Below are 14214 nucleotides of genomic sequence, written 5' to 3' on the forward strand. Positions count from 1 at the left end.
GTTGGTTTACTGTGGAAATTCATATTATTTCCTCCTAGTTATTAGTTAAATCATATAATTTTTGACCTTATTTAGTTACTTAATGTAACCTAGTTTATATTTATAATTAAATTATGTCAAGTAACCAATATGCGCCCATTTGTTTAATAGAGGTTGTACAAAAAGTTCGATAAAAATGACACAGGTTGAGATTTCCCGTTATTTATTCATAAAAATGAATAGTCACTCACTTTATGGTATCCTACAGTTATAGATAAAGAGGTGAGCGGATGTTTCTAAAAAGGAATTCACGTATGGATGAAGTCAGCAATGTCCGATTTGTAAATGGTCTGGTGTCATTTGGCGGTGTTAAGTTAAATGTGTATTGTTTTGAGGTTGATGGTGTATTAATTGATACCGGCTCCCAAACCTTACTTCCCCAGTTTCAAAACTTTTTCACGCAAATGGATGTTGATCAGGTAATGATTACCCATTATCATGAAGACCATACCGGCGGGGCCAGATATGTACAAAAAGAATACGGGCTACCTGTGTACATGAATGAAATGACAATTGAATATTGTGCCCGGAAAGCGAATTATCCACTATACCGAAAATTATTCTGGGGGAGGAGACGACCTTTTGAGGCACAGCCGATAGCTGAAACATTTACCTCCAGGAATGCGGTGTGGAATGTGATTCAAACACCAGGACATGCAAAAGATCACTTATCCTTTTTAAACCAGGAGACAGGACAGCTGTTTTCGGGCGATTTATACGTTACCCCTAGAACAAAGGTCATCCTGCGCGAGGAAAGCATGCCTACGATTATGCATTCAATTGAAAGGGTATTAGCATATGATTTTGACGAAATGTTCTGTTGCCATGCCGGTTATGTAAAGGACGGGCGCAAGGCATTGACAAGAAAGCTTAATTACTTAAGGGGACTTGAGGAAAAGATACGCTCCCTTCATAAACAGGGATGCAGTGAAGCGGAAATTCAATCAAAGGTCTTTAAAAAGAAATATCCGATTACATCCTTTTCAATGGGGGAATGGGATACGATTCATATGATCAGGTCTTTTTTAAACGAAAATTACAGCTAGGTTTTTTTGCAGCCTCAGAAAGTGTATATGATGGTGACTCTATAAGAGGTTGTTCAAAAAGCCCTCTATTATGGAAAAAATAAAGAAACCCTTCAATCCGTTTATAGTTTCATAGAAGAGGTGAGGATATGTTTGAGAAGTTTTGGAAATACAACATAAAGCTGTCACCGCTCCACATATTTTTAAGCATCTTATTGTTAGTAAATATAATGATGAGTGCCACAAGGCAAGACTACTTCTTTAATTTAATACTTATGGCCTTACCGCAATTATGGGTAATATCTATTATTCCGAACCTTATATATTATGTTAGAAACCGTAAGGAGACTGGAAGCCTTCAAGCCTTCCTAACCATGGTAGTTTTATTGCCAATTCCATACTTGTTTATCATTATAATTATGCGGATTATTTACGTATAACATAACTTATGACAAATCCTGTCACCCGAAACTATTCAAATTAGTTTCGGGTGACAGGCACTATGATTATCTTAGAAGGACGATCTATTTGGTAGAAAGAGAAGACCCCATGAAGAAACTTTTATAAATACACTATCCCCATATTGATTTTTTAATAGCTTCACTTAGTACCCCACTAAGGATATTATTAAATGAATTTGCTATGCTCGGCCCTGAATTAGAAACTGTCTTCTTAAATTTGGCACTAGCCACATCTGCTTTAGGACCATCCTGAACTAACTCATCTATGGTAATTTTCAGATTATTTATTTCTTCATCAGATAATTCGTCCAGAACATCAGCCAAATCATAAGCCACTTCCAAAGCTTCATTAGTCCATGGATAAGAGGATCCGCAATCGTGGCAATATTTAGGGGCACTATATGTACCACCTAGCGCAACAACCCCATCGACATTATAATCTCCTCTAATATTGGTATCACATTTTTGACACTTACTTATTGTTTCACGCCCACATAGGTCGCAAAAATTAGCAGATAATTCGGGAGATATTTCCAACGAATCAGTAATAGCATGGCCGCCCATACAAATTTGTGCAGTTGGATAACAACCCATTTATCCACCTCCTCTATCAAATTAGAAGATGTGCTTTATTTTAAATAACAGAAAGAGCTTGAACGTAGCTTCAAGCTCTTTCTTGTTCAACTAAATACCCATTTATTCATCCATGCAGCACAAGCTCGATGCTGTATTACAGAAAATGAATTACAAATGTCTTTCACATGACCTATTTAATCCATTGAATTGGCCATCTTTATTAATTCCTCTATAGTAACATCGGGGTCAGTTGTATCGGGTGGAACAAGTAACGATAAAATGTGATGATTACCATCCTTATTCACCCAGGATAAGCTACTCTCACTTGTTGTTATTTCTGCTTCAATCCCATTATCTAATGTAACTGTTTCATATTCATAATCGTCTTGTGAAGAAGTTGCTTCTCCATATCTCGTATTGAGTAAAATGTTAGTGTTACCACCAGCGTATATAAAACTAGTATGAACAATTCTTCCATTTGGGTCATCAAAAGGTTGTCTTGTATATCCAAAATCTGCAATACTATAGGACTCAGGTAATTCTGTAGGAACTCCCATATTCTCTTTAAATTCTTCAGGCAACTTTTCAATTTTTTCTTTAATTCTTTCGGGGTAATCTGCAATGCGTTCTTCTAATGTTACTTTTTTGTTATCAGCTAAAAAATTGGTGATATTTTCATGAAATGCCGCATATATTCCGACAGTTAACCCTAACAATAGGAGAACCGTAAGCACTCTTGGAAATATATATCTTTTTTCTCTTTTTATGCTTGGTTGGTTTAACCACTCATCAAATCTCTTTGTATCTTTATTTGTCACTAAAGGAGTTGACCCAATGTATTGATCCATTTCTTTTTTAAATTTCTTATTTGGAAATCCCAATATCAGCACCTCCTATTTTATTTTGCAATTTATTTTTCCCCCGCATAATTCTTGTTTTAACAGTAGATTCATTAATCCCTAATGCAGCACTAACTTCTTGAATGCTTAGATCCTTGTAGTATTTTAAAATCATAACTTCCCTATATTTAATAGATAACGACAAGACAGTCCTCGCAAGTTGTTCGTTGTTTTCTTTTTCCAGATACGCATCTTCGGCTGATTCTTCTTTTTTTATAGATGACAACTTATCCGTGTAATGAATCAAACGATGAATTGGAGATCTAAGATAATCCTTACATTTGTTAATTGCAATTCGATAAAGCCATGTTTTAAGCGAGGAATCGGATCGAAATCCACTTAAACTGTTATATGTTTTGATCAAAAATTCTTGAAAAATATCATCAGCGACATCATAACTTTTGACGTATGTGATAATTAGGCGTTTGATTTCTTCCCCGTATGTAAAAATTATGTAGTGAATAATTTCTTCATTTGTTTTTTCTAATAATTTGTTATGTAGATTTTCCTCTTTCATTTGATCACCTACCTTCTTTATTTACTCATTAGACGGTGGAAATTTAAAAAAGTCCCATTTTTTTAAAAAATTCGCTCGGGATTTTAACCGCTTTTACTTAAGATATCCAAAACACCAAAGTCACGACACTCTTCACAACTAAGAGAATCAAGGGTTTATTAATTATCTGATTCATATTTTAATATCTACTAGTTGAAGTAAGCGGTGTTAATTTAATAGCATCTACTTAAACTTATAACACATATGTAACCTGGTTATATTTTACTTAAATATTGACAAGTGCCTGTCACTAAAACTATTCAGAATAGTTTCGAATGACAGGCACTATGCTTTAATTTAGCTGAGCTGATTCCTTGTTTATTTTACTGACTTTACAAGATCATCAAACGCATCTACTTTACTATCTAGGAAGTTCAGCGTTCCTTCATCTACTAATCGATTTGTTTGCTCATCGAATTTTTGACCTGCAAAACCGATTAGTACCTCATTTCCTCCTGGTGGAAGTAATTTAGCCTGAATACCAGGAGCACCTAGAATTTGACGCAAATGCATTTGAGCACGAACTGTTCCGGGCATTCCAATGGTTGCACCCAGTATCATTACTGGTTTACCAATGAATACTTTGTCTACCCTAGAAGCCCAATCTAAAGCGTTCTTTAAAACACCGGGAATCGACCAATTATATTCTGGTGTAATAATAATAACCCCATCAGCATTTAAAATTGCTTCTTTAAATTCCTTTACAGCATGCGGAGGATTGTTTTCTTCGTCCTGGTCAAAATGAGGCAAAGAACGGATGTCGGCAATGTTACTATTTAGTTTTTCTTTATATCTTTCTTCCATTGTTTTAGCCAGTTGCATATTATAAGAATCTTTCCTCAGACTTCCCACGATTGTAACGATATTCATAATTTATTACCTCCTAAAGTATTGGTACTCATTTTTGTAAGTAGATTTTGTAATACAAGGAACTGGTCATCAGTTATTCCATTCATTACGGTTTTGTTGGTTTCTCTCAGAATTGGTACAACCAAATTTTCAAGGCGTTTACCTTCTTCAGTTAAATAAACCTTGAAAGTTCGTTTGTCTGAAGGGTCATCTTCTCTTTTGATGAATCCCTTATTTTCCAAACTCGCAATCATTCGTGCAATGTTGGCTTTGTCCTTATTCAGATCGCAAGAGAATTCGTTAGGTGAAATTCCATCTTTCTTCCAAAGCATCATCATTATTAAATTTTGTTCTGGAGCAAGATTAAAAGGTTCTAATTGCTTCTTTACATAACTTGAAATGTTCAAATGCGCATTACGAACCAAAATTCCAATATGTTCATCTAGGTTCAAAAGAATTTCACCTTCCTCTAATTCGTTGACTATACAATGTTGATATATCAACAATATGGCAGTTAAGTATCTTTGTCAAAAATCGACTTGTACTAAACTGGAAATTAAGGGGGCAGTTCGGTTCCTATGCTTCCTGGGCAGCAAGCTCATTGAACTGTATTGATAGCCAACATCAAAAACTCTCTCCTTTTCATCCCCACTTATTTTCAGGGATAATCATCTAACGTTTTAAGTTAAGTTCAGTTCATCCACTTCTAACTTCAGTCACGATTCTAATTCCAAGGAATACATAAAGGTAAGGAGGGATGACCGTTATGATTCTAAAAATGATTGACTTAAGTTTAATGGCTGAACACCTACCTGTTCATAAAGCTGAAATGGATAAATTAGCGTCGTATATCTGTAGCATTCAAGATCCAGAGATTAAGAAGGTAGCGACAGAGCAATACATGATTATGCAAAATCACGTAAAAGTTATGGTTGCTCTTATGGATCCAGTTCAAAATGAAACCATCGGAATCAATTACTTAAATAATTGGGAACCTGTTCAATTAAACTGTCAACAATTTTCCTTAGGCATGAGTCAGGAGAATATTCTAACAGAACTTAAAACTTTTACGGAAACGATGGCTAACAAAAATTTCAATTCAGGATTAAGGATGAAAGCTGAAAATGTCCGTAATATTCATATTCATATGGCTCTGCAGCAAGTGATGGTCCTCAATCGTTATATTATCTTAACTGATAAATTCATCAAAGATACAGCTCCGGAGAGTTCACGAAAAGAGCAGGAAGCAACTATGCAGACATTTAAAAACATGTTTAACCTGTGAGAAATAAAAAGTAATAGTAAGTCAAAAACGCTGAAAGTGAATTTCAGCGTTTTTGACTTACTATTTAATTTAGACTTATTCCCGCCTATGTTTTTTACGCCTACGGGAGAAAATTACATACCCTATTATAATTATTACTCCTAACATAATACCCTGCGCAATAAAAGATTCTATATCAAATACAGCCATTTACTCTTCCCCACCCTTATTCTTCTGATCTTATCCTTTACATCTTTCATCAAAATTTTGTAGTCCTTTTTTAACTCTTTGTTTGAATCTATAGCCGCATAACATATTGAGATGGTAACGCGAAACCAATAACGAGTGTTACAACTAAAATTAATTTATTATCTTATTCATCTGTTTGCGATTTAACTAGATGTAAGTAATTAAATATTCGACTTACTACTAGTATATTCCTTTATTAAGAACAAGTTATTGAAAATATATTTTTTGATATTTCTTTCCTACAAATTCAAGATGATTCGTCTGAACATCTAAAACGTGGGATTAACATGGGCTTTGTCAAATTTTTCATACAGATAATCTTACTTTTTATTTTTCCCTACAGTTATTTCTATGCTTTTTTCTCTACCACTTGCTATCTATGGGTTTCACAACACCTCTCACCAACAAAAATAAAAAGGGATCTTTGACTGGGCTAATCTTTATAAACGTACCTTCTAATTAGAGGACTATATTTATATAGGAAAAGGAAAAAATATGTATAATTTGACCGCCAATGTTCATACTATAGTTAATGAAAACAAATAAACGTTAAGTTAATGAAATTGACTTTTCATTAACTAATAGTATAATGGAGGTGAGGAGAGGTGATAATCATGAGTTTAGCTGTTATTAAAGAAACAGAAAAGGAAATTGACTTAGCCTACAAACATCTAAATATGCCAAAGATACAGAAAGAAACAAGCTATATCCTCGGTCAAATCTTTATTTCAATGTTACGGAACTTTAAAGAACGATTAAAAAGTATTTCTCTAGACTATAATGACGATAATTTTAATGAAGCATTTATTAAATCGGATAAAAATCGCAAAGCTTTAATAAAATGGTTAAATCAAATAAATCATATGGGTCCTCTGGAAGATTATGAGTTTGGCAAATTAAAAGTTGATTTTGAGGAATGGTTTTACCAAATTGGTGGCCAACAAATTGAGTTTGAATACCAAGACTCCTATTTGTTAAAACCCAAAGAAGCTGCAGAAGCTTTAGGCATATCTACGGTTACTCTTAACAAATATGTAAAACAAGGATTTGAGTATATTGACCATAGCTCACAAAATCGGATACCAAAACATATGATTTATATTTGGAAAGACCCGTTCTATTCAATTAAAATTCAAGCATTCTATCAAAAGAAGAAGATATTAAATCAGACTCCAAGAGAACGATTAAAAGACGTTATGGATGAATTGGTAGACTTTCAAATGAAATACCAAGCAACAACCGTTAAACAAGCATTTCCATCTATAGATGGTGATGGAATGAATACTTTGGCTGACTATTATGAATGGCAAAGTTTAGAGGAAGAATATACCGAACTAAAAGAAAAAATGTTTCGGGATCCGGAGAATGATACCGATTTCTAATCATACAGATGTTAACGAAGTCCTCCTTCCTGCCGATATTCTTTCCATTTACCAACAATATAGCGATATTGTTACAAGCACGTATATTACAGATATACAAGGCGATAAATACATTTATCCAAATATCAAGCTAACACCAAAGATATTATCAGCATTATTCCCATTAAAGGAACACCCTGTTCACGGAATAACAGGTATACATGTTATTGAAAAGTATGATGAGAACGATCATGTAAGAAAGTATTCATATCAGTGGAAAGTTATCATTCCAAAGATGGGGATACAGTCATTTCATATATCTGCTTGGGGAAATGACCCACATGATGACCCAAAGACTCCGGAAGAATTTATAGTGTCGTCAGAGCCACATCATCACCATCATGTACCAAAGGAATGGAGTAAACGGAAAGACAACTGGTCCATTTGGACGTTGGATGAAGCGTTTGAATTTGTTGCTCATTATATTAGAAGCGGACAAGAATATAAACCTTAAAACTATTTTATAGGTATCACATTTTCGTTTCTGAGGAGAAACATACAAAAAAGCAGACCAAATCAATATGATTTGGTCTGCTTTTTCTTGCACCTTAAAAGAGAGCAAGGGGGCGGTTCCTATGCTTCCTGGTTAACGAGCTCATTGAAGTGTACCGATAGCGATTGGACAATTACATTACTTCGAACTCAATCCAGCCAATTTGCTTTGATGTCCTCATCATGCTTTTGCTGTACTCAAAAGTTAGTGCAATGTTAACATTTCCCCTTTCATATCCGACATATCAAAAATTGCTCTCAACACATTAAGGGTACCTGTAACCTCTGTTAAAACAGGTACCACTCTTACTACTACTCTTGCACTGGTAATTTTATGTCTTCCTTCGCGAAGTGGATCATTGCACCAACGATTGGCAAATGAATCCACACTTTATATACTGGTTTTCCCGTCGCTTTATAAATAGCTTCTGCATAAGTTTGTAACTGCGGCAGATGGCTTGTCGCCCGACTTAGCCAGTCTGCTTCTTTACCTGGAAAGGATTTATGATCGATAATTATCCAGCCTTTTGATGTCTCTAATAGCATGTCTATCCAGCCAGATGCCTTTTGGAGACCTTTTCGTAAGTGAATCGACCATTCGTCATGACGTTCTATTACATCAGGGTATTCTTGAGCCACGAACGCTTCCAAGCAGTCCGCAGCTTGGACCATCGATTGTTCAGAAATGGCATAGGTATCATACCTCTCCCTTATCGCTCTTGCCATTGCCACTCTTTCTTCAAATGCCTTTGTTGGGTCATCCGCTGCTAAAAATCCATGAATAACTTCTCCAAGTAATACCATGTCAGGGGTGCCTGATAACGGAAGTCGCGTGCCAATTCGATGAATTCTTCCGTAAGCTTTCTCATTTTCCGGGTTTTCACCATCACCTAAAATCTCTTCTGCATGTCTACTCGGGCGGAACCTTGCAGCTTCGAATTTCTCTTGCTCCCCTCTTTTTCCAACATATACGAAGGATGCCACTGATCCGATTGTGTCTTCTTCCAATTCCTCTATGGACAGGATTCTCACTTCACAAGGATGCGCATTTCCATTCACAAGAATAGTTCCATCTAAGTTTTCCTGATCAACTGCTTCGTTTGCAACTCCTAAGTTCCCCAAGACCGGATGATCGCTCTCGTCGGTTAATTCATCTAACCAGTCAACCTTTGAAAAATCTCGTGTTGCAAAAACAAGATAATCCCTAGCTCTTGTCATTCCAACATACATTAATCGCTGGTTTTCCTCCAAGTCGAGCTGTCTTTTTCGATGTAGCTCAGGGGCTTTTTCCACATAGCCATCTAAGCTAACATTCGCTGTTTGTTTTCCGTACGGCCACGGCCAGTAAAATAGCTGTCTCCCTTCTAGCGGTGCTTCTACTTGAAATGTTGTTGTACTTACGGCAGTAACTTGATCAAATACCGGCGGCTTGCTGCGGACTGATGACTTTTCCAAGGAATTTAAAATAACAAAAGGCCACTCCAATCCCTTTGCCTTGTGGTATGTTAACACATGAACAGCATTCTCATCTGCCGACTCCGCAACAAGATTCAAGTTCTTGTCCTGCTCAGCCCTGTCTAAGAAAAATAAGAAACCACTTGTCGTTGCCACTGTGCCATTGGTTGATGATATCTCTTCATATTGTGTTGCTAATTTACGAAGGGCATCTAAGTTGGCTAACCGCTGCTCGCCACCTCCCCACCTTAAAACTACGTCGTCAACATTTGCCGCAACAAGTGCCATATCCAGTACTTCTGAAGGGCTCATTTGATTAATTTTCACTCGAACCGCATCCAAACGCTGAATCGGTTCTTCTCTCTTAAAAATATCCATCCGCTTTTCCTCGTCTAACCATTCCGATAACCAGCGTCCCTCGCCCCACTTTTCAGATGAAAAATGAATGATTTCAGCTAATGCTAAGGTATCATTCGAATCGATTAAATATCGATAAGCGGCTATAGAAAAAACTACTTCAGGCGTTGCCATTAAGCCATTTTTTCCAACAGTTGCCGGGATCCCGACCTCAGACAAGGCCTCTGCCACTTTCCAACAATCCTCGTTAGACCTACATAAGATAGCGATATCGTCAGGCTTTAAGGTACGGAGCTCACGCGTCACCTTATCAACAACGAGATAGTCGTCCCGATTGCTGAGCACTTGCTTCACACCGAAGGCTAAATGCAGTGCATCAGCAGTTTGGTTTTTCGAATCGGAATAAGACCATGTTTCAATTGCTAAAGCTTGCTGAGGTTGATCGTCACGCTTATGATCTAAAGCAACCTTCTCTTTTGTCATTCCTTTTATCTTAAAAATAGGTACATATAAATCATTCACAAAAGTAACAAGGGATTTACGAGATCGATAGGACATATCCAATACCTCAATATCCAGATCAGGAATAGTTTCCATTGCCGTATTCATCAATTCTGGATCCGTCCCACGGAATCCATAAATCGCTTGTTTTACGTCCCCAACCCATGTCGCTTGATCAGCAATTTCTCGCAACTGCATATTCAAGGCCATTTGTAGCGGGCTGGAATCCTGAAATTCATCAATGAAAACATCTGTAATTCTATCTTTTAATCTTTCTTGGTACGCCTCATCCTGCAATAGCTTTAATGCTAATGCTTCTTGATCTGTAAAATCAATTAAACCACGCTTCCCTTTTTCTTCTGCATATGTATCCATCGCCTCAGCCGCACAATGAAACAAAGCAAACATAGCGTGTTTCAAATCTTTGTGAAGCCTTGGGTGACAGTCCTGAATTGAGGCAGCAGCATGTATTGGAGACAATACCCCCCTACTTTTTGCTCCTGGCTTAAGTTTCATCAATTTTGCCCAATGCTGCCAGGACAATGTACCATATCGTTCCCACATGTGAAGGGAAGCTTTGATTTCATTAATTGCACTTGTGGTCGCTTTCGTCTTATCCTCGATTGGGAATTGTCCAATCGCCACGTTTAATGCATCTCGAAGTGCTTGATCTAATACCTCTGCATTGTCCATAGGCTCCGGAAGCCATGCATTCATACGTGCCCAAGAATAGTCAGCACATCCCTTTACGTCCATTGAATGCATCCCGTTTTGCCTAGCAAGCTTTATTATGTTGAGCACTGTTTCCGGAAAGTCTTCTAAGCCTAGACGTACAAAGACGAGACGGTAGTCCCTATTAATTTTATCAATACTGTCTGTTGCAACACTCTCAAACAAAGTCGTAGCTTCCGAGTCTTCCAATACTTTTTGAACAGGTGATAACCCCAGCTCTAAGGCAAACTCCATTAACAGGCGACCAAACACGCTATTCATCGTGCCCATGTAACCATCTAGAATTCGAGCAGCTGCGGTTGCGTCCCCTTCTGCTAGTAGCTTAATCCGTATACGTTCCATCAGCTCATCTGCGGCTTTTTTTGTAAAAGTTGTGGCTACAATGTTCTCTGGCGGCACACCATGTTTTATCGATTTCAAAATTTCGCTTGTTAACCGCGTTGTCTTCCCTGCTCCTGCACCAGCACTTAGCATTTTTAATTTGCCTGTCATTTTTTCACCCTCCTTACACCACAGAGATTTTTGTAATCGCAAAATATACATGGGGGATCAATGATGGGCGTAAATATTTTGTCATCATCCGGGTTTTCCGCAGCAACCCCTGTCGCAATTGCTGTCCCCTCAGCCAAATGTGTCCACACTTCCTGAACGGATTCTTTTACAGTTTGATAGGATTCTATAAGAGACGGACTACTTTCGACGTGGTGCTTCTTTGGTACTTCTTCATGTGGCCGTCCAAAAAACTCACCACTACTTAACATAAAATAAGCAACCGGCAACTCATCAGAAGAATTATCGGATAACAGCCAGTGATACAACGTCAATTGAACAGAAAGGTTTTCTATACGCTTCTTATAGTTCTGTGTTCTTTTGGACCATTTTGCATCAATCAACATCTTTTTTCCAGACGGGGTTTCCCCAACGAGATCCAATATTCCTTTAAACTCCACATTGTGATCCCAAGGCTTTTGCAGCTCATGTTCTGTATGATGAATGTTTATTCCCGCCTCATTTAACACTAGGAAAAATTTCTTCAATGACTCTTGGAGATCGAATCGCGTTTGGTTCAGTAACCTGGTCTTTTCAGGTTTCAATAGTGGTGCAGCTAACTTCGGAACCCATTCATCAAATAATTCTCCTCCGCGATATTTTACCTCGTCCGTGTCCCAATTCGTTTTCTCTTCTATCAATGTCTCTAAAATTTTATGACCGAGGTTTCCAAGCATGATCGACTCATTCGGTAGAGACAAGATGCTACCCTGCCTAATTTTTGAGGCGTACTTGAACGTCCACTGAACGGGGCATCCAACTAAGCTTTCCATACTTGTTGCCGATTCGACCTTTTGCGGTTGAACAACATCTCTCGGCAGACGCCACGATCTTATTGGCTGTGGAAGCGCACGAGATTCTAATGGCACACGCTCAACCGTTTTTTCTTCTAAGTTACCTTGCAACGCTTTTCGCAATTCTCCTGCATTCAGGGTCAGTTTATCTACAGTTGTATCTTCTCTGGCTACGGCAAAACGAATTTCATCCCAAAAAGGGTGAATCGTCCGTTCTTCCCCTTTTACTTTTGTCGGAGCAATCAAGATCAACCGTCGATTCGCTAATCGGGCAGCACGTTGCCATGAAGCTGCTTCTCTACGACGTTTTACATCCTCCCCTATTAGTAAAACCCCTTGGTCCTCAAGCCATGTGCGCTCTTTTGTTGACCACGTTCGGATATTCGGTCCTGACATGTTTTTATGAAACCCCCACCACAGTATTGTTTCTCCGTGGTCCCAAATATCCCCTGGTTGTTTTACTATTTCCCATTTGGAAGCTTCTTGCTCATTATTTGGTAACGGAGCACCTTCTCCAATCACCGATTCAATCACTCGGACTACTTGCAACCGGGTAATGTTTTCTACACCTAGGGTTTTCACTCCTGTCAAGATTTCGGTTGCATGCTTCATCACTTGTTCATAGGTGGTGTCACGTGTGAGCTGGAATCTCACCATTGCCCATTGCCCTAATTTTTGGCAAATGTGCGATAGCTTTTCAACGGGCATACCAACATATGGATCAAAATAATCGTGTTGAATCCAAAGGGCAAGTTTATCTTCTAGATTCTTTCTCTTTTTCTTCAGATCTGATTCATTAAGGCCTTCCTCTAGCCACAATTCTTCGTATGCCTTGATTCCTTCTTCAATCGCCATCTCCCACTCTGGTCCGCCAAGTCCAGGAGCATTGGATAATACTTTTGCCAGTTTAAAGCGAATTTTCCCTGGAACGGGTGAAGAAGGAATCGTTAATAGCTCAAGTAGTTGATCAACCCTTTGTGGTTGCCAGTAGGTTTCAATTGTTAATGGTAATACTTGTAGAATCGCACGCCATTTAGATGGCACTGATGTTCCGATAGCTGGAACTCCCCGCCGATGGAGAAGCTCATCAAGAAACAAAGAACCTTCTCCTTTTATTAAAATCGTGTGGTCTGAACCTTTTTCCTGTAACCAGCTAATGAGGAAGTCTGCTGCATCCCATTCCTGCTCTGCTTGTACGAGCAGCAAGCTCTCATCACCACTAGCTTCCTTTGGCTCTGAATCGCCTGCAAGAACAGATTGAAGAAGCGATAGGTCACTCAATGGATCGGAGTTATCATTTTCTGTCTGAGGTGTGTGTTTGATGACTTGAACATTGAGGTTTTTCAGCATATCTAATAATTGAATAGCCCACACATCCCAAAGCTTTTCATCTTCTTCAACAATTATAATTTGATCGATATCTAGATTCCTTTTTGCTTGTTTGAGCGCTTGCAGTAATGCTTGTAATCTATCAGGGAAACCACGCAATTTATTTTTGTTAGCAAGCTCAAGATCCGCCAGAGTTTGGATCCAATCACTTCCTCCAACGTGCTTTTCCGGGTCCCAACCCGCTAACACTAATTCATCACGTCGGCGCAGCAACTCTTTTGCGGTATTCCACGAATCCGTCTGATACGATTTTGCATAAGGCTTTTCTTCTGAAGCGTGACTACCAAGCAGCTCCTGCCAACTTGCAATTCGCAGGTTCTCTGATACCTCTGGGGAAGTAAGCCCTAACTGTGTTTCTAAGATTCCGAACAAACCTTTAAAGCCAGTAACAACTGTCCCAACAGATGCTTCCTTATGCCCTAGCGCGTCTGGATAGGTGGTAGAATCTAACCAATAGCCTAGTATTACGTCCAAAATATGGACCTCCCTTTTTAAAATCAAATTCACGTCGCCATCTGCCGTGTCTAACAACTCTGTTACAATACTCAAAATGTGATGTCTCATATAACTTCTGTTCTTTATTTACGCCTGTCTTTTAAATAAGTT

General features: G+C 38.2%; 11 protein-coding genes. 4 read left to right on the top strand and 7 right to left on the bottom strand.

Annotated elements, in window-relative coordinates; genetic code table 11:
* Positions 1-269: 269 nt before the first annotated feature.
* Positions 270-1085: an MBL fold metallo-hydrolase gene (locus ACOI1D_RS18560; protein WP_422503357.1), complete on the top strand. Its 816-nt coding sequence runs from the start codon at positions 270-272 to the stop codon at positions 1083-1085.
* Between the two features lie 551 nt (positions 1086-1636).
* Here ACOI1D_RS18560 and ACOI1D_RS18565 read toward each other — a convergent pair.
* The 5 genes from ACOI1D_RS18565 to ACOI1D_RS18585 all read right to left on the bottom strand — a co-directional run bounded on the left by ACOI1D_RS18565 (position 1637) and on the right by ACOI1D_RS18585 (position 4857).
* Positions 1637-2119 carry a DUF2321 domain-containing protein gene (locus ACOI1D_RS18565; protein ID WP_422503358.1) on the bottom strand — a complete coding sequence of 161 codons (483 nt, stop codon included), beginning with the start codon at positions 2117-2119 and terminating at the stop codon, positions 1637-1639.
* 176 nt (positions 2120-2295) lie between these two features.
* Entirely contained in the window at positions 2296-2982 is a 687-nt protein-coding gene (locus ACOI1D_RS18570) for a hypothetical protein (RefSeq protein WP_422503359.1), read from the bottom strand.
* On the bottom strand, positions 2966-3517 hold the full coding sequence (locus ACOI1D_RS18575; protein WP_422503360.1) for a sigma-70 family RNA polymerase sigma factor: 552 nt from the start codon (positions 3515-3517) through the stop codon (positions 2966-2968). Before ACOI1D_RS18575 ends, ACOI1D_RS18570 begins: the two co-directional genes overlap by 17 nt.
* 357 nt (positions 3518-3874) lie before the next feature.
* Complete coding sequence (locus tag ACOI1D_RS18580; protein ID WP_422503361.1) at positions 3875-4426, bottom strand: NADPH-dependent FMN reductase; 552 nt, start codon at positions 4424-4426, stop codon at positions 3875-3877.
* Complete coding sequence (locus ACOI1D_RS18585; RefSeq protein WP_422503362.1) at positions 4423-4857, bottom strand: MarR family winged helix-turn-helix transcriptional regulator; 435 nt, start codon at positions 4855-4857, stop codon at positions 4423-4425. The genes ACOI1D_RS18580 and ACOI1D_RS18585 overlap by 4 nt, the downstream gene beginning before the upstream one ends.
* Before the next feature lie 314 nt (positions 4858-5171).
* Between ACOI1D_RS18585 and ACOI1D_RS18590 the strand changes: the two genes are divergently transcribed.
* The 3 genes from ACOI1D_RS18590 to ACOI1D_RS18600 all read left to right on the top strand — a co-directional run bounded on the left by ACOI1D_RS18590 (position 5172) and on the right by ACOI1D_RS18600 (position 7793).
* The gene (locus tag ACOI1D_RS18590; RefSeq protein ID WP_422503363.1) at positions 5172-5690 is read left to right on the top strand and encodes a hypothetical protein; all 519 of its coding nucleotides are present in this window, start codon (positions 5172-5174) and stop codon (positions 5688-5690) included.
* An 842-nt stretch (positions 5691-6532) separates the two neighbouring features.
* Positions 6533-7300, top strand: a complete 768-nt coding sequence (locus tag ACOI1D_RS18595; protein WP_422503364.1) for a DNA-binding protein — start codon at positions 6533-6535, stop codon at positions 7298-7300.
* Positions 7284-7793, top strand: coding sequence for a toxin-antitoxin system TumE family protein (locus ACOI1D_RS18600; protein WP_422503365.1), 510 nt, complete (start codon positions 7284-7286; stop codon positions 7791-7793). The genes ACOI1D_RS18595 and ACOI1D_RS18600 overlap by 17 nt, the downstream gene beginning before the upstream one ends.
* 350 nt (positions 7794-8143) lie before the next feature.
* Here the strand turns inward: ACOI1D_RS18600 and ACOI1D_RS18605 are convergent, their stop codons facing one another.
* The gene (locus ACOI1D_RS18605) at positions 8144-11368 is read right to left on the bottom strand and encodes a UvrD-helicase domain-containing protein (RefSeq protein WP_422503366.1); all 3225 of its coding nucleotides are present in this window, start codon (positions 11366-11368) and stop codon (positions 8144-8146) included.
* Positions 11365-14082 carry a PD-(D/E)XK nuclease family protein gene (locus ACOI1D_RS18610; protein WP_422503367.1) on the bottom strand — a complete coding sequence of 906 codons (2718 nt, stop codon included), beginning with the start codon at positions 14080-14082 and terminating at the stop codon, positions 11365-11367. Before ACOI1D_RS18610 ends, ACOI1D_RS18605 begins: the two co-directional genes overlap by 4 nt.
* Positions 14083-14214 lie beyond the last annotated feature (132 nt).

The organism is Virgibacillus sp. DJP39 (genome assembly GCF_049310925.1).
Lineage (GTDB): Bacteria > Bacillota > Bacilli > Bacillales > Amphibacillaceae > Virgibacillus_F.